The following is a 21,551-nucleotide window of genomic DNA, read 5'->3' on the forward strand; positions in this document are numbered from 1 at the left end:
CGATGAACAGTATGCGACTAGGATGTCTCTGTAATGTTATAGTTATGAACTGCAGCTTGTAGGCTTTGCCTTATAGATACTTAGTACATGCATATATTTCTCAAATAAGGACCTTTCGAGGAGAATACCGTGGCAACCTCTTCATATACCGCTCGAAACCTTTCCGTCCTCGAAGGGCTCGAAGCCGTACGTAAACGCCCCGGTATGTATATCGGTTCAACCGATTCTCGTGGTTTAATGCATTGCCTCTGGGAAATTATTGATAACTCTGTAGACGAAGCTCTTGCCGGATACGGGCAATCCATCGACATTGTTCTGTACCGTGATGGCTCAGTAGAAGTTCGTGACGACGGGCGAGGTGTCCCGACCGATATCGAACCTCGCACCGGACTGAGCGGTGTGGAAGTGGTGTACACCAAACTTCATGCTGGTGGAAAATTCGGTGGAGGCTCCTATGCTGCCTCTGGTGGTCTGCACGGTGTCGGCGCTTCCGTTGTTAATGCTTTATCAAGCCGGTTAGATGTGCAAGTAGACCGTGGTGGGAAAACCTACCAAATGAGTTTCCGTCACGGCATCCCTGGAGTGTTTAAAGACGGGAGGACACCAACACCACAAGCCTCTTTTACCCCTTCACAAAAAGAAAACGATTCCTTAGTTGTTATCGGCAAGGCTAAACGAGGTGTGACCGGAACCCGCGTACGCTACTGGGCTGATCCACAGATTTTTACACCAGATGCAAAGTTCAGTTATCAGGAACTTGCTCAGCGTGCTCGCCAAACCTCATTTCTCATTCCGGGTCTACGCATCGCCATTCGTGATGAACGTCGGCTAGCTGGCACTCCCGGCGAACACGACACCTACGAAGAAGTGTTCCACCATGATGGCGGTATCTCTGAATTTGTTGAGTATCTTGGGCATGATTCATCTGTGACAGATATTTGGCGTTTTCAAGGGCGTGACACCTTTACTGAAACTGTTCCTGTTCTGGATGAAGAAGGACATTCTCAGCTTCAAGAAGTGGAACGTGAATGTGAAGTTGATATTGCCCTGCGGTGGGGGATTGGATATGACACAACTGTTCGTTCTTTCGTTAACATTATTTCTACCCCTAAAGGCGGCACTCACCTCACAGGCTTTGAACAAGGGCTTTTGAAGACCTTTAGAAAACATCTGAGTGATAATGCCAGAAAATATAAAGTTGGTGCTCAAGATAAGTTTGAAAAAGACGATATTCTTGCTGGACTAACAGCGGTACTCACTGTTCGTTTAGCGGAACCGCAATTTGAAGGACAAACAAAAGAGATTCTTGGTACCTCTGCGGTACGTCAGATTGTCTCGAAAATTGTGAGTACTCAACTAGCCCAGAAACTTAAAGCGACAGCTCGTGCTGATAAACAGCAGGCTCATTCCTTAAGCGAAAAAGTTGTGGCTGAGATGAAATCACGTATCTCAGCGCGAGTTCATAAAGAGACTCAGCGGCGAAAAAATGCTTTAGAAACCAGTTCTATGCCCGCGAAACTTGTGGATTGTCGTTCTCACGATGTCGCTCGTTCTGAACTTTTTATTGTTGAGGGAGACTCTGCTCTAGGAACAGCGCGTCTGGCTCGTTCGTCAAGTTATCAGGCTCTTTTGCCGATTCGCGGAAAGATTCTGAACGTTCAGAAAGCTTCACTGACGGATATGTTAGCTAATGCTGAATGTGCCGCAATTATTCAGGTTCTTGGTGCAGGCTCTGGTCGAACCTTTGATGTCGAAAGTATCCGCTACGGCAAGGTTGTGATGATGACGGATGCTGACGTTGACGGCGCACATATTCGTACTTTGCTTTTGACCTTGTTCTATCGTTATATGCGCCCTATGGTTGAAGCCGGTCGAGTCTATGCTGCGGTGCCTCCGTTGCATCGAGTTGAAGTCATTCATCGTGGACGGGCTAACGAGATGATTTATACGTATTCTGAACGTGAGTTAGAAGAACTTTTGCGCCGTTTAGAAGATGAAGGAAAGAACTATAAAGAGCCGATTCAACGATATAAAGGGTTGGGTGAGATGGATGCTGACCAGCTCGCGGAGACGACGATGGATCCTCGCCATAGAATGTTGCGTCGTATTCGCATTGAAGATGCGCAAGCTGCTGAGCAGGCTTTCTCTTTGTTGATGGGTTCAGAGGTTGCTCCTCGCAAGGAATTTATTATTAACAGTGCCCATAAATTATCTGATGACCAAATTGATGTGTAGTTAGTGTCTTGTTGTTCTTTTCCTGTGTTGTGTTCTCGAGGGTAATGGCAGATTGTTCCGGGATTGTTAGAGGATGATTTTTCTCGAGAGTATGTGCGTCGTTCTGTCGATGAATTATTTTTAGAGCGCGAGAGTGTTGCTCGTTTAGGGCTTCTTGGTCCGCGTGGATAAGTGCTTGCGTCCTTTTACTTTGCGACACGCTGGTGTTTGAGTAGAGATAAAGTGCAATAATTTTTATGAAAAAAATCACCACTATTCTCTATGGTGTTTCATGACAGATTATATAAAGGTGTCAATATATGGGTGGAAAATCTTTACGAGATAGTTTCAAATCTACTTTTTCTCATTGGCTGAAAACTTTTTGAAACACCCAAATAATGCTATTTGACTAGGGTAAATATTGATACTTAGGGGAGTGTTGTCAATTGTTGAAAAAAGCCCAGAACATAAAAAGTGCTTACTGTGAAAATAACCTTTAGAGCAACGTCAAGTCCCCAACTTAAAAGAGTAAATGACAGGGTGTAAACGACTATAAGACAAACCTTGCAACACACCGTAATCTAAATGTGATAAAGCGTGAGTCTCAACAACTCACGGCTCACACATTAAGGTTTATAAAAGGATACAAGCAGTGGATCCACTACTTATAGCACGGTGGCAATTTGGCATCACCACCGTATACCACTTCTTCATGGTGCCTCTGACACTAGGTCTCGGCCCTCTTGTCGCGTACTTCCACTGGAAATACGTCAAAACTGGAAGTGAACGATTTAAACGTCTCACCAAATTCTGGGGAAAACTCTTCCTGATCAACTTTGCCATGGGCGTCGCAACAGGCCTCGTCCAAGAATTCCAATTCGGTATGGCATGGAGCAACTACTCACGATTTGTCGGCGACGTCTTCGGTGCCCCCCTAGCAATGGAAGGCCTCTTTGCTTTCTTCTTCGAATCCACCTTCATCGGACTATGGATTTTCGGCTGGGGTAAACTCTCACCTAAAATTCACGCATGGACTATCACCATCGCCGTTATCGGTACCTGGATCTCCGCATACTTCATCCTTGTAGCAAACTCTTGGATGCAACACCCCGTCGGTGTAGAAATGGTTGACGGACGCCCCGTCATGACCGACATCCTCGCCGTGCTCTTTAACATCACCGCGGTACTCACCGTCCCACACGTTATTACCGGTGCACTCCTCGTCGGTGGAGCCTTCCTCGTCGGTATCTCTTGGTGGCATCTTTGGAAACGCCGTAAAGACGGAATCGACACCGTCGTTGACGGAAAAGTTGTCATCGGTGAGCGCGCTGAAGGCGTTCGCGACAAAGAAGATTTTCACGCTTGGCGCTACGCCCTACGCTTTGGTGCAATCGTAGCCCTCGTCGGATTCCTCGGAACCGCCTTTACCGGCCACGCACAAGCCCAGCTGATGATTCAACAACAGCCACTTAAAATGGCAGCTGCAGAAGCCGCCTGCGAAGACACCACAGCGTTCTCCCTCTTCTCCTACAGCACCAACCCCGGTAGCCAGAACTGTGCAGATATCCATACTGTCCTAAAAATTCCTGGTCTGCTTTCCTTCCTTGCTCACGAAAACTTCACAGAAGAAGTACCCGGCGTCGAAACCCTCCTCAAGGAATACCGCGAACAGCTAGGAACTCACTACCCTAACCAGCCAGAAGTCTACGGCGAGTACGCAGGACAAGAAATTCAATACACACCGCTGGTTGAAGTTACCTACTACGGCTTCCGTGGCATGTTCACCCTCGGTGGTATGAGCGCATTGATGGCTATCTACGCGCTATGGATAACCCGCAAAAACGGTACCGGCACAGTTCCCGCATCCAACGGTATTAAGAACCTACAGCTTGTAGCACTATGGTTCCCGTTCCTTGGCAATGCGGCTGGCTGGATTTTCACCGAAATGGGACGTCAACCATTCGTTGTTGCACCAAACTTCCAAGGCGACACCGCTGTTATGATGTTCACCGCTGCCGGTGTCTCACCAGAAGTATCAGCAGGAACCATTCTTTTCTCACTGATTACACTAGGACTACTCTACGGAGTCCTTGCAATCGTTGAGATATACCTGCTCACCAAATACGTTCGTTCCGGTATCGTGGCATCCATGCCTGAACTACTCGAAGACGACGAAGACACCAACCACGATGAAAAACGCGACGTCCTCGCGTTTGCATACTAAGAAGAGAGGACGAACACTATGAACATCTTCGCTGACCAGCCTCTGCTTCCTACCATATGGTTCATCATCATCGGCGTATTCTGGATTGGATACCTCATCCTCGAAGGATTTGACTTCGGAGTCGGCATGATGATGTCAAAAGTCTTTTCAAAAAATGAAAAAGAAAAACGACTTCTTCTCAACACCATCGGCCCTGTATGGGATGGAAATGAAGTCTGGATTGTAACCGGAGGTGCCGCAACCTTTGCAGCTTTCCCCTTCTGGTACGCTTCACTCTTCTCCGCGCTCTACATTCCGCTAACCCTAGCACTCGTATTCCTCATCTTGCGAGTCGTCGCTATCGATTACCGCGGAAAACACCATAGCGAAAAATGGGTCAACTTCTGGAATGCATCCATCTCCGTATCTTCCTTCTTCATTGCCTTCCTCGTTGGTGCACTGCTCGGAATTACCTCCACCGGTTTGCCGATCAATGAGAACGGCGACGTTGTTGGAGCCTTCACATGGGTGTTCAACCCCTTCACCTATATCGGTGGACTCGGAATTGTTCTCTTCTCGTATCTACAGGGGCTTGCCTTTATCGCCCTCAAAACAGACGGAGAAGTACGTTACCGTGCAAGTAAAACACTAGTACGGCTCATGCCATTAGGTGTTCTGCCCTGTGTTATCTGGGTGCTTTACCTACAATTCACCGGCATGAGCTCCGGAATACTCTCTTGGGCCATGGTTATTTTTGCTGTCATTAGCTGTGCATTTGCATACCTTAAAGCACGTGCAGGACGTGAAGGTTGGACCTTTGTCGGAACTTCACTATTCATCACGACTGGTGCTCTAGCTATCTTCCTAGCGTTATACCCCAATGTTTTCCCCTCAACATTGGACCCAGCTTACAGCCTGAATATTGCTAATGCCTCAAGCTCTCCCTATACCTTGACTATCATGACGTGGCTAGCATGTTTGATGTTGCCTTTCATCATTTTGTATCAGGCATGGGGATACTACATGTTCCGCAAACGCATGACAGTAGAACATATCCCTGACGCACATGATGCTACCGAGCTAGCAACTATGTCTAAGGGAAGCCACTAAACACTGGTTCAGAAGGAACGAGATATCTCATTCCTTCACAAAAAAGCGGGTGCGTCTATCAACCATAGACGCACCCGCTTTCATCTACCACCCCATCATTGACATCACAATAAAACCTTCTGCCCATTCACCAGAAAAATATATTTTTCAAAGGTAGACTCAAAAGAACATCTGTCTATACCTTCATACCCGAAAGTTCACCGTTACCTATGGATAAGCGTCCTCCACTGGGGCCCAACGCCACAACTAACCTCGGCATCTTTGCGCTCATCACCATCATAAAAACGAGTGCGACAGTACTATTTGCCGCCGTTCTTGGTACAGCTATCGCTTACATGGCTAGACTCACCTATGCTGCGATACACCGTAACCAAATCTTCACCAGTGATTATGACCGTCAGCAAGCAGTTTTTGGTGGCAACGCTGAAGCCCACCTAGACGGTATCTGGCTCGCAACTTTTGGGCAAAAACCAACCGTTATGATGCTGTTACTCGTTGCTTTCATCGCACTAGTATTACGTGCAGCAAGCGACTGGGCGCTGAGCTATTTCGCGCAACGTGCAGCCACCGGAACAAAATCAACTATCCGTGCACAACTGGTTGAAAGAGTCCTTGCCACCGGAGGAGTAGACACCCCCGATGGTACTGGCGGAACAGCAGTTCTGATCTCTCGAGGGCTCGACGCTATCGACGACTACTACACCAAAACTCTTACCGCACTTGTTAGCACCGCGGTAACCCCCATCATGATTCTTTGTGTACTGGGCTTCTACGACTTAACCTCCGCCATCGTCATTATCGCGACGCTGCCCCTCATTCCAGTCTTCATGGTACTCATCGGCAAAACCACGAAAAAAGACACTGAAAAAGCCCAACAAGAATTACTGCGTCTGTCTGACCATATTGTAGAGCTTGTCAAAGGATTGCCTGTGCTCGTTGGACTTGGACGTGCTCGTGCCCAATCAAAAGCTCTAGCAGAACTAGGGGAGCGTTATCGCAAAACAACAGTATTCACCCTACGCTCAGCGTTTCTTTCATCTTTCTGGCTTGAACTGCTCACCACCATTTCTATCGCCGTCATTGCGGTGCTCATCGGCGTACGCCTAGTCCACGGAAATATGGGTCTAGACGTAGCACTACTAGCATTACTTTTAGCTCCCGAATGCTATCAGCCATTACGCGACGTAGGTAGCGCCTACCATCAGTCTGAAGATGGCGTAGCCGCTCTACGACGTGCCCAGAGTATCATCGACCGTCCTCTCCCCGAAGAGAAAACCTTCTTTGACGGAGAAGAACTAAGCATCCAAAACGTCTGCGTCACATATCCCGGACGAAGCCAAGTTCTACACGACGTGAGCTTTACCGTTCCGCATGGAAGTACCGTCAGCATTACCGGACCTTCTGGTTGCGGAAAATCTACCTTATTGGGGGTTATCAACGGTTCTGTCGCTGACGGGCTAATCCCTACCGGATCTCGCAAACCCCTACAGGTCAGTGGTGAAGTCAGCGGTACCGGATCCATCGTATGGGTCAGCCAATCACCAGCCTTTATCGCAACCTCAGTGATTAACGAAGTTGCACTTTACGGATTCCCCGCCGTCGTTGATAGTGAAGAAGACTTTGCCGCCGTACTCAAACTCTTGAGCGAAACCGGACCACTTTCTCTATCTGCCCGCGGACGTGAACGATACCGTCAATACCTACGAGTTGTGGGGTTAGAAGATTTCGCCGACCTTGCACCAGAATCTTTGAGCGCCGGACAAATGCGCCGTCTAGCCATTGCACGGGCATTAGCACGTGTTGATGCTTTAGAACGTGTGGGGGAAAAGGTCACCGTACTTGTAGACGAACCAACAGCTCACCTTGATGCAATCGCCTCAGACCGCGTCAATATTTCATTGGCAGCTTTAGCTACCACGGGCGCTACTTTACTTATCGTCACCCATGACGAAGACCTTGCACGGCGAACAGACTTCCGCCTTGACGCTACAACGGACGAACGCGGAACCGCAACATCATGGACCATGAGTCGTAGTACTTCCATGGGGTGGAACGTTGAGAGCTTCAAAGAATCTCTACGACAGCATTCCGCCGAGAGCCCGCAAACAGCAGAGAAAAAGCCTCACCGTCCTGATACGGGGGCATACCGGCAACAATATGGTTCTTCCCTTCAAACGTTGAGAGATATTCGTTCACTGACCGGTATCACTTTTAAACAGAGCCTCATTCCTATTATCCTGTCTGCTCTAGCATTATCATTTTCTATCATGCTGACGGCACTTTCTGGCTGGCTCATCGTACGAGCCGCAGAACAGCCTGCCATTATGTACCTCATGGTCGCCATCGTCGGAGTACGGTTCTTTGGACTTGGGCGAGCCTGCACTCGTTATGTAGAACGTTTACGCACCCACGATCTTGTGCTCAAAGCAGCGAACTTCTTGCGAGTAAGAGCATGGGATTCTGCCGGAAGAACCGTGCTATCTTTGCGTTCGCTTCTTCGTGGCGACCGAATTCTTAACCGTCTTGTTGGAGATATTGACGAACTACGCGACGCTTTACCGCGTGTGATTCTTCCAGTAGGTTCTCACCTGACGGTGATGATTTTGGCGGTCGTCGTTACTTTAAGCGTTGCCCCTATTGCTACTCCTATTATTCTGTGTGCAGCGGTTATTTCTACCGTCGTCATACCGGCTTTGGTTCGATACACTGATCATCGCGCTGACGCTATTGCCCGATTCTCAACCTCAGAATTATTACGTTTAGGGGTCTCAACCCTTGACGCTGCCGCTGACCTTCGAGCCAATGGGCTCAACTACCTTGCGACTGCAGCCTTCAAAGAAAAAGACCAACGTAATGTTGAGTCAATCCTTGCAGGTTCAAAGGCTAGTGGCTTCGGACATGCTCTTACCATCGTGACGTGGTGGGGCGCGGCTCTAGGAACTATCGTCATCACATGGGCACAAGTTCGCTCTGGAGAATTGACAGGTCCGCTTGTCGCAATCATTCTCTTAATGTGCACCGCAATGGGAGAAAGCACCGCCGGACATATTGAAGCTGTACGAGGATGGCCTGCACTTGCTGAACTTGTACGACGTATGCGCCCTCTCGTGGAAACAAACTCAGTTCAGAACACTGCAACCGATGTTGCACAAACTCGTCAACGTCTAGGAACACCCATTACTTTGACGATGGAAAATGTTGCAACTCGTTGGCCCGGCATGAAAGAACCTGTTTTTACAGGACTTAACGCTTCGATTAGTTCTGGGCAATGGCTCGGCATTACCGGTGTTTCTGGTGCCGGTAAAACTACTGCTCTGGCAACATTGTTGGGATTCTTACCTGTAGAGAATGGGTCAATTAGTGTTAACGGGCAGACACTCGAAAGTGCTGATTTACGTGGTTATGCTGCATGGTGTCCACAATCTGCGTATATTTTCGAATCTTCGATTGCGAATAACCTTGCCTTGGCAGCTTCTGCGAAAAACCGGCCTAGTGAAGCTGACATGTACTCTGTTCTGGATAGAGTCGGGCTAGGAGACTTCGTACGTTCTCTGCCTGAAGGTCTAAACACTCCTGTAGGAGCTGGCGGTTCGTATGTCTCTGGCGGTCAACGCCAGCGTATTGCGATTGCTCGTACCCTATTGACGCAGTCTCCACTACTTCTTATGGACGAGCCGACTGCGCATTTAGACGCTCCAGCAGCACGTGCCCTGATTGCAGAAGTATCTCGTGGAACCAAAATAGATGTGGATACGATGAAACATGTTGCACGGCCTGATTCTGGTCTTCAGATACCTCCAGCTGTGGTTCTCGTGTCACACCGTCGCGACGATATTCAAGCCTGTGACCGTATCGTTGAGTTATCACCCTAAATAAACTCTCGTAGATACAAGAATGCCGTGGTTGCTTACGAAACTGAGCAACCACGGCATTCTTGTGCCAGAAATACGTGATGTTCTATGAGAAGAGAGTTCCTTCAAGGGGCAACTCAGCTTCAGCTGACGCCTTTTGAGAGCTGTGCTCTGGGACAGAAGGGTCATCCTTCGTCTCTGTTCCGGTGTTTGGCAATAACCACTGAGTGTGTTGATATGAGGAACCCACTGCAGCAATAGATTGAGTGAGGGGGATACCCGAATCATCACGAGCAGAAAACTCTGTTGGTACAGCCCTTGCTACACCAGCGGGGCTTACTGCCTTTAACGCTCCACGACCAATAAACGCTAACGTCAAAGAAGACTCGCCCGATAAGAAGCGATGACAACGAACGCCACCGGTGGCACGTCCTTTTTGAGGGAATTGTTCCAACTCAGTAACTTTGGCACTATCTTCGGAGCCACCGTGAGCAATCGTCATGACAACAGCATCACTACGCGCAGGGGTAACACCAAAAGCAATAACACGGTCTTTTTCAGCGAGTTTAATGCCGGCAATACCACTACCACCTTTGCCCTGAGGACGTACCTTATCTGCAGTGAAACACAATAACTTTGCTTGCTCTGTCACGAATGTTAGAACGTCGCTGTCGTGCGCACATACTGACACCGAAACAACCTGATCTTTAGGTTTAAGGGCGATAATATCCCAGCTATCAGCATTGAGCGGGTAATCAGGATTAACTCGTTTAACAACACCTTGAGCGGTACCTAAAGCAATAATCTGATGAAGCGGAGCCAACCCAACAATCTTTTCAGAACGCCCTAACGAAACAATCTCGTCTAAAGGAACGCCACTAGAAAGTATTGGTGTACCTTGAGAATTCTCAAGGACGACAAGGTCCATAACGTTTAACCGAACCATACGCCCTAAGGAGGTTACCGCTGCTATCTCAGAACGTGCGCTGGTTGCAACTGCTGACACTAACGCATCATGTTTGAGACGTTTTGTTGAATCTTCAAGTGCTACAAGACCATCAGGATACGGCGTACTTCTGCCAATACGCCCCGTTGTAGACAGAAGAACCCAACACGGGTCATTCGCAATTTCTAATGCTAAGCTGCCGCGTGTAACTTTCTGGTCAGAAGAATTTTTGGCCTGAGCGAGTTCATCAGCTAGACGATCTTTTGAAGTAAGAACGGTGCGTCGGTCTGTTCCATAGGTATCTGCTACCTCTTGTAACTCATCAGAAACAACCGTATGTAACCGTTTTTCGTGAGCTAAAATATCCTCTAAATCGGCAATAGCATGAAGTAGCTCATCACGTTCTTTCTCCAAGTCAAGCCGTGAATACTTTGTAAGCTGGCGGAGACGAACCTCCAAAATATAATGTGCCTGAACCTCACTTAAATCAAAGACCGTCATGAGGCGGGCTTTAGCTTGAGAGCTCTCATCCGAAGAACGAATAATCTGAATAACCTCATCAATATCAATAATCGCGATGAGAAGACCCTCAACTAAATGAAGACGTTTTTTCTTCTGTTCTAGACGGAACACGGTACGCCTGCGAACGACCTCAATACGATGATTAACGTAGACACGCAAAAGATCTAAAAGACCAAGGGTCTGAGGCTGTCCTTGTACAAGAGCAACATTATTAATGCCAAAAGAATCTTCTAAAGGCGTGTATTTGTATAACGAGGCTAGAACAGCTTGAGGATTAAAGCCATTTTTAATCTCAATGACCATACGCAAACCATTTTTACGATCTGTCAGGTCTGCCACATCAGATATGCCTAGAAGTTTCTTCTTCTGGACACCATCTTTAATTTTCTCAATAACTTTTTCAGGGCCTACCATATACGGCAACTCGGTAATCACAATGCCTTGTTTCCGAGCAGACACCTGTTCAATGGTAGCTTTAGCACGAGTTTTAAAAATACCGCGACCATGAGCGTAGGCATCTTTAATGCCGTCAAGCCCAACAATTGTTCCGCCGGTAGGAAGATCTGGGCCTGGAATAAACTTCATAATTTGGGCGAGAGTAGCGTCAGGATTCTCAATTAAATACCGTGCCCCAGCAATAACTTCACGAAGATTATGCGGAGGCATATTTGTAGCCATACCTACCGCAATACCCGAAGAACCATTGACTAACAGATTAGGGAAAGCGGCCGGCAAAACAGAAGGCTGCATCAACTGGTTGTCATAATTGGGAACAAAATCGACAACATCCTCATCTAAATCTGCGGTGAGCGCCAAAGCAGAAGACGCCATACGCGCTTCGGTATATCGAGAGGCCGCAGGCCCATCATCTAAAGACCCAAAGTTTCCATGACCATCAACAAGAGGCATCCTCATAGCAAAAGGCTGCGCTAAACGCACCATTGCATCATAGATGGCACCATCACCATGAGGGTGAAGCTTGCCCATCACTTCACCAACAACACGAGCACTTTTCACATGACCTTTAGCAGGGGTCAAACCCATCTGCTGCATCATATACAAGATGCGTCGCTGTACCGGTTTGAGACCGTCTCTAGCATCAGGTAAAGCTCGGGAATAAATCACCGAATATGAGTACTCCAAAAAGCTGGTTTCCATTTCGGAGGATACATCAATATCGACAATATTTTCTACGATATCTTCAGGGTAATCATCCTGCAGAGTTGTGCCACGGCGGGCCATATAAACCTCTTCAATAGCTGACGGGGTAGGGTCTTAAACATTCTACCGTTCGGTTCTGAGAATGCTCTCCTTTGAAAGAACCAACACAACAGCAAATGCGCTCATGAGGATATCAAAGCCAAGAATGTCATAACAATGACCAACGAACTAGAACCTGTACGGTTTACAATAAATAAATATCTTATACACCTTGGAGGGATACCCATATGAGCAGTCCTCGTCTTAGATTGTTGGAAGAGTCCATTACCAGATTAGGATTTTACCCAGAGCTGACAACAGACGCGGTAATAGATGGGTTAATAGGGCAAGAACCTCAATCCCACCTCGTTCATCTTGAAACCCACTTTGAACACGGTACCGTTCACCGCCACATTACAGTACTAGCGCTCACACAACGCTATTTGCTGGTAGTACACCTCGATGATCACGAACACCACCAACCAGATGAAACTGCAACACACCTCAGCGTTGAGAGCTTTTCTTTAGAACATCTAAAATCCGTATCCGTGAACTACGTGTATATCGACTCCTCCGATTACCAACGAGGAACCCTCCCTTCTGAAGTGTCCCTTAACATTGCGTGGACAGGTTCCCAACGTCTTGACCTGCAACCAGCAGACTGCCCTGACCCGCAATGCCATGCTAACCACGGATATACTGGCCTAGCGATGTGTGAAGACATCTCTTTACGTATTAGCTCAACAGCTGACGGAGCAGACGCCGTGAAACAAGCACACAACTTTGCACAAGCTTTAAGAAAAGCACAGCTAGAAGCAGGGAGATAACCTTAATGTTCACAGACTATTGCGGAACACCCCTGCCAACACCCGCACCATACGGTAGTGGTACTATTGCTGATCTTTTCGAATCAGCCGGAACACTCGTAAAACAGCGCACCATCACACCTGACCCTCACCCTCTGTGGGGGGAGGGCGCTCATGACGCCATCGGGTTAGCACAACGTTTAGAACAAGCTGGAATCAACCCCGACAAATTCCGTAGTGTGTGCGTTGTCATGGTAGACGGGCTCGGTGAAGACCTCCTCCAAAAATATGCCTCTTATGCCCCATTCCTTAAAAATTCCATTTCTTTAGGAACACTGCACTCTGCAATACCTTCGACCACGGCAGCATCCCTCACCTCTTTCGGCACCGCTTTACCACCGGGGATACACGGTGTTGCTGGATACGAAGTGCGCAACCCTGAAAATGACGCTGTCGTCAATCATCTTTCAGGCTGGGATTCATCCATCGACCCTCACCGATGGCAACCTTACCCTACCGTCTTTGAACGCTATGAAAACTATTGCAACGTCGCAACCGTATCCTTGAGCCGATACCAAAAATCAGGGCTAAGCCAATTTGGCTTACGAGGAGGAGAATTCTTCCACGCTCAAGCACCAACTGGAAGAATCACTCTTGGAACGAGTCTTCTGTCATCAAGGAAACCATCCCTTGTCTATATGTATTGGGGAGAAATCGACCAAGCTGGACACCGCTTCGGAACAGGATCCACCCAATGGATTTACCAACTAGAAGAATTGAATCTTTCTCTCAGAAAATTATCAGAAAGAGTGCCCGCACAAACACTATTACTCTTATCTGCAGATCATGGGATGCTCAATATCGATCGTGAACACCGATACGACTACTCTGCCGATGAACATCTCATTGAAAATGTCAGACTCACTGCAGGTGAACCACGTATGGTTCAGCTATACCTGAAAGACAATTCCAAGGAAGCAAAAGAAAAAACTCTCAACGATTGGGCTAAACGCTGGGGAGAACAAGCATGGATTATCGACACCGAAGAAGCTTGCGAACAGGGACTTTTTGGTATTGAAGTGCGAGATCAAGCACGCGCTCGTATCGGTGATATTTTGATTGCTTGCCGTGAGCCTATTGCTCTCTACGATAAACGTCGAGCTAAACCGCAAGCTTTCGATATGGTTGGTCAGCACGGTTCTTTAACCGAAACAGAGACGACTATTCCGCTACGCGTATTACCTACAACATAAACTAAGGGAGGAGAACACCTCAGGTGTTCTCCTCCCTTAGTGAAACGGTTAGCCTTCTTGTACGGGAGCTGTCGTTGGCACGTCATGTGCTTCTTGAGGGCCTGCTGGAGTCGCAGGAGCAGTATTGCGTGCTTCACCTTGTGTTGCTGGCGGAACAGATGGACCAGAAGGAATTGGCTGAGGCTGAGCCGGCAAGGACGAGGCTGGCGGTGCCACAGTTGGTCCTTGTACGGTAGCTTCTGTTGGTTCCTGCGTGGAATCAGCTTCTTGTGTCGTTGGCTCTGGTGCAGAGCTACTCTCTACCGGTTCTTCAGAGGGGGTAGGTTCTGCTGTTGTGCTCTGAACAGTGGGTTCAGGCTCCTGAACAACAGGTGGTTGTGGTGCGATAACAGGTGGTGGTGCTTGTTCAACAGGAACTTCTGGTACGGGTGGATCTACATACTCAATAGTTCCTGGAGCTACAGGGGCAGGTGTCGGATTAAGATATTTAACTTCAGGCTCTTTGACAGTGTGAGTGGGAGCTGGAGCAGGAGAGAATGTTGCCCGAGGTGATTCTGTAGCGGTAGGACTTGTTGTAGCGGTTTCTTTGACGGTGTGAGCGTCGGTCGGGGTGATGTTATCTGAGCTGTGGTTAAAAGCGTAGACGGTGGCGATACCTGCAAGGAGAAGAGCACCCACGCCTAAAGCACCGAATACGATACCTTTACGGGAAGTTGCTTCGACTGTAGATTCTGCTGCGTGGGTAAGAACATCACGCTCATTGAGTGATCCTGTTGTGAGAGCGCGCTGTTGTGCTGCTTTTTGTGCAGTAAGCCCCGCAATAGCTGCCTGACGGGCACGGTATTCTGCTTCTTTTTGTTTACGAGCCTTTTCCTCTGCGTGTTGCTCGTTCCGTTCCCTGATTTTCTCGGCAAGGCTTTTTTTCTCAAAAACTGTGCCGTTTCTGAGCAGTTGGTGTGAGAGAGAATCGTCCTCAGCGCCTTGTTCTACTGCGTGGAGTGAATCCTCTGTGACATAGATATAGCCTGGCTGGGCGATAGTTGTGATAGGTTCCGTTTGAACTGATACATCGTCTGAACCTTGAGCCTGATGATTTTCTACATCAGATTCGTTCTGCTCAGGTTTGTGTACTTCTAACGGCGCAGTATCTTCCGATGTGTGGTCTATATGTTCAGAATCATCGGAGGCCGCTGAATCAGCGCGATGTTTAGGGTGGGTCATATACGTACCTATCTGCGTGGTTCTCTCTACGTGCTAGTGATTGAGACAAAGTCTAAAGACTTTACCGCTCATAGTACATTCTACGGATAACAGAGTGAAAATAGGAGTCTTTGTGTCCTGAGAACGTATGATCTCTTACGAACAATCACGAGTAATGGCGAACCTGAACAACGAGAAGAGAGGAATGCCTATCCTTGTCCTGGGGCAGGATTTTGAATAGGTGCAGGCACAACATTGTTTGCCGGCGGGGCTGGTTGTACAGGCTGTGCTGGAGCAACCGGCGCTGGAGCAACAGGCTGAGCAGGCGCCACGGGTGCCGCGGGCGCTGGCTGTACAGGCTGTGCTGGAGCAACCGGCGCTGGCTGTACAGGCTGAGCAGGCACTACAGGCGCTGGCTGTACAGGCTGTGCTGGAGCAACAGGTTGAGCAGGCGCCACGGGTGCCGCGGGCGCTGGCTGTACAGGTTGAGCTGGAGCAACCGGCGCTGGAGCAACAGGCTGAGCAGGTATGACAGGGTCAGTCTCTACCTCGGGGACTTCTTCTACTGTCTCTGGAACAGCCGGCACAATAGGCTCAGCCGGAACAAATTCTTCAGTTACTTGGGGGACCTGCACTTCAGGTGCCGGTGAGAACGTTGGCGTCGGTGACAGAGATGGGCTAGAAGAAGATACAGGGGTTGGTGTTGCGGACGGTGTTGATCTTGGGGTAGGAGTAGCGCTGACACTTGGTGAATCCGTCACCGCATGTGTTGCTTCTTCTGAGATAGGAGAGATAGGTGGGTCTGCTACGGGGAAGAACGTAAAAGCCGCCACAGATAGTCCCAAAAGAGAGACACCTAAAAGCCCAAGAAACATGGTTCTTGTATGTTTCTTGTGGGGGAGTTCAGTAACTTTAGGACCTGTCGGTAAATCAGGGATATGATCGGGTTCTTCAACATCCGAAAGATGCTTAGGGGAATAAGAATGACTCATAGGGGTATACCTAATATATTAACTGGCGACTGTTAACGACGCTGATTACCAAAAATAATGTCGTCCCAGCTTGGCACAGAAGTGCGTTTTGAACGAGACGAAGAACTTTCAGCCTTGGCAGGGGTTTCTGGACTTTCTGTACGAGAAGAATCTGCAGAAACCTCATCTGCAGAATCTTGCTGTTGCTCAATATCAGCCGAATCAGAGCTCATCGCTGATACATCTTGTGATTCAATATTTTTCTGAACAGATTGCTGCTCTGTGGTAGCTACCTCATCGTTAGCTTGTGGTTGATCCTGCACATTCTGAGGTACTGAATCAGTAGAAGAGACAACAGAATCTGTTACTACAGTGACCTTTTGAGCGCTACTATTACGGGCACGCTCCAATAATTCTGCAAGTTTACGTTCACTTGCAGATGCGAAGTCACGAGTTCCAGCACCTTCAACAGACTGTGGTTTTTCTGAAAGAGGAGCTACTTTTGGAGTTGATGCTGAAATCTCAGAAAGCTCTGCTATAGAATCCGTTGACGTCTGGACAGGTTCCTCTACCGAGGCAGGGGTATCTTCCTTATGATGAGTATGAGACATCATCCCCGGAACCGGTGCATCTTCTTGATCTGCTCGTTCCATCAAAAAATAAGCTGCTTCATTGGAGGCATAGACACTCTGATTTGCAGGATTATACGTCCATCGTGCAGGGAAAACGACGGTCTGGGGAATACGCTGCTGAGCCTGTTCACTGAGCTCAATATCAGCGCTAATGCTCCACTGCCCAGATTCTTGCTGATAGGTGCTCCACTGAGCGTCTTCTAGAGGAAGATTGAACTTTTCGCCAACACGCTCCATGAGCTCATCTAATGAGAGAGCGGGGGCGTCGGAACGACCGTGTGAAAGAACCGCCGGAGAAATACGCACCGCGCGTGCTGCAGCAATAATATGAGCACGTTCTGCAAGAATAGGCCACTCATAGCGGCGCACACGTTCTGCTTCCCAACCAGATTCCTCAACGATTTGTTCAACACTCGCTCCCTGACGGAAACGTGCCTGAATATCACGAGGACCAAAAACACCGTTGCCAGGGCGACCACGAAGAGGCTGAATACGACGAGCTTTAGCGATGCTCGTGCGTAGATTCTGATCAATAGGAAGAATATAACGTTCCCCTTGCGCAGATTCTAAAACGAGATGCTCACCGTCATCATGGATACCAGATAGTCGCAGCTCAAGCATGTTATCTCCTTGTTGGCAATAAAGTTCAAGAAAAGATTACCCCGAGACGCCCATAACGCGCAGGAAACAACCACTCAAAAAACTAAAAAATACGTTTTTAATATGGAGGTGTCACCTCAAAGGCCACCATAAGGTGTAAAAAAAGTCACATATTCTCAAGGGCGTACCCATGAAACCCGCGAAAAATAAGGGTTCTTCTCAGAAAATAATCATCAATAGAAAAAATAGATAGCTTCCACAGTAAAAAATAGCTGTTTCTTACTAGACAACAGCCAATATTTAGTGAAAAATGCTACGCGTTACCGGAAACTAAAGCATCACGTCTTTACTCACGTAAGGTAACACTGTCCCACAGACTGCAGAAACTTCCCTAACGTACGATGGAAGGTATGCCTAAACACACGGAGCGTGAAAAACACTTTGGCTACAGACTACGACACACCTCGTAAACAGGACGAAGAAAATAACGAAGAATCATTTGAAGAGCTCAATAACCACCGCTCAGAAATGCAATCAGGTGCTGTTGACGAAGACGAAAACGCAGCAGCTGAAAGTTTTGAGCTACCCGGTGCTGACTTGTCTAATGAAGAACTCAACGTCGTTGTTCTTCCTGCACAAGATGACGAATTCACCTGCGGTTCTTGCTTCCTCGTGCGTCACCGTTCACAAATCGCTCACGAAGACGGCGGAATGCAATACTGCATCGATTGCGAAGGCTAACACCAGCCAATACATATGGGGAGGGGTGAGAAACCAAAAATGGTTTCTCACCCCTCCCCACATGCACACACATAGTTATTCTTCAAGTGATGAATCCTCAGGGACTTCTTTACCCTCATTGAGAATCTCAACAATACGTTCAGGATGACGGCTAGAAGCTAACCAATAAGGAGTTGGATCGGCTGGATCAACAATATGAATCCGAACTTTTGGCTCAATCCAACCACGAAAACACATAAAAGCACGACCATCTAATGCAGGCCCCGCAACGACTCTTGCCGCATCACCATAAAAAGACTCGGCGTAGCCCACATATTCCCTCTCAATCTGTGCTCTACCAACACGCAACACTCGAGAAGTAATCTCAATCGTTGGCGAAGAAGCAAAGAGAACACCACCGACCAGAAGCATCATGAGAATACCCACGACAATACCGATAGGGATATTAATCGGAGCAGCAACAAGATAACTTGCACAACCCACCCCAATAGCTACTAACCAAGTACCAAAACCGGGGGAGAGACGCTCATAGTAAAGAACATCAGTGGAATCAGGAGACATACATAAACCTTTGAAAGATAGCGAACAAGCATAAGCCGTAGAACTATCTTAGCGATATTCAACCGCTGATACTGAGTTCTACTAGGCGATGTGAACTAAGATTCAAGAACTCTATAGAGAAAAGACTAAGACATCACACGAAGTACTCGAATGGGCATAATTCTAGTACAGTGAACTACTGTGACTGAATCTATCGATATACCCCTCAAAATGCTCGATGAAGGTATTCCTGCTCCAAGCTACGCACACGATGGTGACGCTGGCGCAGACCTTCGCTCAACCATTGATGCTGTTCTCGCACCCGGCGAACGCAAGATGATACCTACAGGTGTGTCTTTGGCACTACCTGACGGATATGTTGCACTTGTGCACCCCCGCTCAGGTCTTGCAGCACGACACGGCATCACCATCGTCAACGCACCCGGAACCGTAGACTCTGGATACCGTGGAGAAATTATCGTCTGCTTACTCAATACAGACCAACACGAAGCCTTTACCATCAACCGTGGCGACAGAATTGCTCAAATGGTGATTCAACGCTTTGAAAAAGCTCATTTTATGATGGTCAACGAATTGCCTTCCTCCGAACGAGCTGAAGCAGGGTTCGGTTCAACAGGTGTTCGCTAGAATAATTGAGAAAACATCATAGAACTGCTGTATACGTAAGGTAAAAGATATGTTTGGGTTTGGAAAAAAGAAAAAACGTGAAGACTCAGCTCAACAGAACCTAGAACAGGGCACAGAGCAAGAAGAACAACCAACAACAGAAGAGGCTGCTGAGCCAGTAGAAGAAACGGCTGAAGAAAACCTCAACACCCCCTATGACTATGACCGTTCTTCTGGGCCATGGGACGTCTCCGAACAGCAAGAAACAGAAGGCTACATGGATTTTGGTGCAATGCGCATCAAAATGATCAACGGGCTAAACATGCGTTTAGACATCGAACAAAAAAGTCAACAGCTCGTAGCGGTAACACTCACTAAAGGTCAAGGAAGCTTGCAAGTACAAGCTTTTGCTGCACCTAAATCACGTGGAATCTGGGACGATATCCGTCAAGAAATTGCACACTCAGTACGTGAACAGGGCGGAAGCGTTCAAATCCTTGACGGGTCTTTAGGGCGGCAGCTCGTCTCTCGTATTTCTGCGCAAACAGCAGACGGACGTAAAGGTTTTAGAGTAGCTCGCTTCGCCGGTGTAGATGGGCCTCGCTGGTTCCTTCGTGGTGTATTCGCCGGAGATGCTGCAGTTAAACCAGAAGCCGTAGCGGAAATGGAAGAAGTGTTCCGTTCAATTGTTGTTGTTCGTGGGCAAGACCCTCGTCCTCCTCGCGAACTATTGCCGATGACAGTTCCTGCTGCTATTCAAGAAGCACAGCAACAAGCACAACAACAGTCCACACCTCAGGGGAAAGAAGAACTCCTTAAAATGCCTCGTCGCGGACCAGAAATCACAGAAATAGGGTAGAAAATGGTGCCTACTGCGGCAGAGAATACTAGCCATGAGCAAGTTCTACGAAAACGCTTAGAACGTTACCCTGAGCGTTTTCGTGCACGTGTGGGTGGACGCGTTGTTCACGTAACGCTATCTGCCCCAACCGATCCACCGAGATACACTGCAGTACTTGAAGTGCGCCGTTCTAAGCCCCTCGCCCCTTCTAACTATCATCAACTAACGGGTATTCCCATTATTGAGGTCCTTGAAGAAGACTCTGATGACGAAACTCAAGAAGTAATCGCCGACGATGATTCTTCTGAAGAAACTCTTAGCGATGAAGAACATAACATTCCTCAATATCGTGTGAGCAGCTACCCCAAAACACCTGCCCCACTATATCCAGAGTTTCCGCCCCTTGCTGAAGGTGACTATCTCGAACTCATCTGGCACGGTCAACGCAACGTTCCAGGGATTGTTGCAGGTACCTATATTCGCTGTAGTGGGATGCTCTCTCAACGAGTGACGCCTCATCGGATGTATAACCCACGCTATGAGATTGTTCCATCACATGTTGCCTATGAAGAGAAACATAAAACACCATGAACCAAGAACAGCCCTCAGACTTTCAAGACCAAACCACTGAAACGACTCAGGGAAAACCTGTAAGTATCAGTACCGCATTAGAGCAAGCCGGTACCCACCTACGACGTAAAGACAACGGACACGTAGATATTCTTCACGCAGTGGGTGGCGTTCGAGGCATAGTTGAAGCAACCCTTCCAGGGGTAGCTTTTTTGATTCTTTTTACCACCACCAAAGAACTTTTTATTGCTTTAGCCTTTTCTTTAGGTGTGGCTGGTATCTTTGCGTTGCTTCGCCTGAGACAGCGGGGCACCTTGATTCAATCGTTATCTGGTTTCATCGGGGTTCTCATCTGCGCTGTTATATCGTATCGTTCAGGTAGTGCCACAGAGTTTTATGCCCCAGGACTGTACATTAATCTGGTGTATGGTCTTCTTGTGGGCGGATCTGTGGTGGTTCGTTGGCCTATTCTGGGACTTTTCTACAGCTATATTCGTGGAGAACAAGGTCATTGGCGTCAACGTCCAGAACGTCTACGAGCTTATAATCGGGCAACTCTAATACTCTGCGCGATGTTTTTTGCGCGTCTTGCTGTGCAAGTTCCTCTGTACCAGATAGGCGATGTGACGACTTTAGGTATTGCCCGTCTTCTGATGGGGATACCACTATACGCGGTGGTCTTATGGGCAAGCTGGATTATTTCTAAGCCTCAGCAATAAAGTGA

The 21,551-nt window shown here is 48.0% G+C and carries 16 protein-coding genes; 11 read left to right on the forward strand and 5 right to left on the reverse strand.

The genetic code is table 11. The annotated features are described in order from the left end of the window. Window positions 1-129 precede the first annotated feature (129 nt). The 4 genes from ACN08W_RS02450 to cydC all read left to right on the forward strand — a co-directional run bounded on the left by ACN08W_RS02450 (window position 130) and on the right by cydC (window position 9,399). On the forward strand, window positions 130-2,235 hold the full coding sequence (locus ACN08W_RS02450) for a DNA gyrase/topoisomerase IV subunit B (RefSeq protein WP_419108719.1): 2,106 nt from the start codon (window positions 130-132) through the stop codon (window positions 2,233-2,235). A gap of 631 nt (window positions 2,236-2,866) precedes the next feature. Further along, window positions 2,867-4,438, forward strand: coding sequence for a cytochrome ubiquinol oxidase subunit I (locus ACN08W_RS02455; protein WP_419103044.1), 1,572 nt, complete (start codon window positions 2,867-2,869; stop codon window positions 4,436-4,438). An 18-nt stretch (window positions 4,439-4,456) separates the two neighbouring features. Continuing rightward, window positions 4,457-5,527, forward strand: coding sequence for a cytochrome d ubiquinol oxidase subunit II (gene cydB / locus ACN08W_RS02460; protein ID WP_419106849.1), 1,071 nt, complete (start codon window positions 4,457-4,459; stop codon window positions 5,525-5,527). A 209-nt stretch (window positions 5,528-5,736) separates the two neighbouring features. Further along, entirely contained in the window at window positions 5,737-9,399 is a 3,663-nt protein-coding gene (cydC, locus tag ACN08W_RS02465) for a thiol reductant ABC exporter subunit CydC (RefSeq protein WP_419108720.1), read from the forward strand. Window positions 9,400-9,484: 85 nt separating this feature from the next. Here the strand turns inward: cydC and ACN08W_RS02470 are convergent, their stop codons facing one another. Next, window positions 9,485-12,088, reverse strand: coding sequence for a DNA gyrase/topoisomerase IV subunit A (locus ACN08W_RS02470; RefSeq protein ID WP_419108721.1), 2,604 nt, complete (start codon window positions 12,086-12,088; stop codon window positions 9,485-9,487). Window positions 12,089-12,294: 206 nt separating this feature from the next. Here ACN08W_RS02470 and ACN08W_RS02475 point away from each other — a divergent pair, with 206 nt between their 5' ends. Continuing rightward, a complete protein-coding gene (locus tag ACN08W_RS02475) occupies window positions 12,295-12,873 on the forward strand; it encodes a DUF5998 family protein (protein WP_419108722.1) in 579 nt (192 codons plus the stop codon). 5 nt (window positions 12,874-12,878) lie between these two features. Continuing rightward, on the forward strand, window positions 12,879-14,105 hold the full coding sequence (locus ACN08W_RS02480) for an alkaline phosphatase family protein (RefSeq protein WP_419108723.1): 1,227 nt from the start codon (window positions 12,879-12,881) through the stop codon (window positions 14,103-14,105). A 48-nt stretch (window positions 14,106-14,153) separates the two neighbouring features. Here the strand turns inward: ACN08W_RS02480 and ACN08W_RS02485 are convergent, their stop codons facing one another. The 3 genes from ACN08W_RS02485 to sepH form a co-directional block, all read right to left on the reverse strand. Further along, entirely contained in the window at window positions 14,154-15,326 is a 1,173-nt protein-coding gene (locus ACN08W_RS02485) for a hypothetical protein (RefSeq protein WP_419108724.1), read from the reverse strand. 188 nt (window positions 15,327-15,514) lie between these two features. Beyond that, window positions 15,515-16,297 carry a hypothetical protein gene (locus ACN08W_RS02490; RefSeq protein ID WP_419108725.1) on the reverse strand — a complete coding sequence of 261 codons (783 nt, stop codon included), beginning with the start codon at window positions 16,295-16,297 and terminating at the stop codon, window positions 15,515-15,517. Between the two features lie 32 nt (window positions 16,298-16,329). Next, window positions 16,330-17,529: a septation protein SepH gene (gene sepH, locus ACN08W_RS02495; RefSeq protein WP_419108726.1), complete on the reverse strand. Its 1,200-nt coding sequence runs from the start codon at window positions 17,527-17,529 to the stop codon at window positions 16,330-16,332. A gap of 420 nt (window positions 17,530-17,949) precedes the next feature. Between sepH and ACN08W_RS02500 the strand changes: the two genes are divergently transcribed. Then, complete coding sequence (locus ACN08W_RS02500; RefSeq protein ID WP_419101941.1) at window positions 17,950-18,249, forward strand: DUF4193 domain-containing protein; 300 nt, start codon at window positions 17,950-17,952, stop codon at window positions 18,247-18,249. A 75-nt stretch (window positions 18,250-18,324) separates the two neighbouring features. On the opposite strand, the gene ACN08W_RS02505 is transcribed toward ACN08W_RS02500, so the two are convergent. After that, complete coding sequence (locus ACN08W_RS02505; protein ID WP_419106856.1) at window positions 18,325-18,810, reverse strand: DUF3093 domain-containing protein; 486 nt, start codon at window positions 18,808-18,810, stop codon at window positions 18,325-18,327. A 180-nt stretch (window positions 18,811-18,990) separates the two neighbouring features. Here ACN08W_RS02505 and dut point away from each other — a divergent pair, with 180 nt between their 5' ends. The 4 genes from dut to ACN08W_RS02525 are packed head-to-tail and all read left to right on the forward strand — an operon-like array spanning window position 18,991 to window position 21,546. Continuing rightward, window positions 18,991-19,437: a dUTP diphosphatase gene (dut, locus tag ACN08W_RS02510; RefSeq protein ID WP_419103054.1), complete on the forward strand. Its 447-nt coding sequence runs from the start codon at window positions 18,991-18,993 to the stop codon at window positions 19,435-19,437. A 49-nt stretch (window positions 19,438-19,486) separates the two neighbouring features. Next, window positions 19,487-20,275 (forward strand): DUF3710 domain-containing protein, encoded by a 789-nt coding sequence (locus tag ACN08W_RS02515; protein WP_419108727.1) that lies wholly within the window; start codon window positions 19,487-19,489, stop codon window positions 20,273-20,275. Between the two features lie 3 nt (window positions 20,276-20,278). Then, entirely contained in the window at window positions 20,279-20,848 is a 570-nt protein-coding gene (locus ACN08W_RS02520; protein WP_419103056.1) for an asparaginase, read from the forward strand. Then, window positions 20,845-21,546 carry a DUF3159 domain-containing protein gene (locus ACN08W_RS02525; RefSeq protein ID WP_419108728.1) on the forward strand — a complete coding sequence of 234 codons (702 nt, stop codon included), beginning with the start codon at window positions 20,845-20,847 and terminating at the stop codon, window positions 21,544-21,546. Before ACN08W_RS02520 ends, ACN08W_RS02525 begins: the two co-directional genes overlap by 4 nt. The last annotated feature ends 5 nt before the right edge of the window (window positions 21,547-21,551 follow it).

This window comes from Rothia sp. CCM 9419 (genome assembly GCF_048512815.1).
GTDB lineage: Bacteria > Actinomycetota > Actinomycetes > Actinomycetales > Micrococcaceae > Rothia.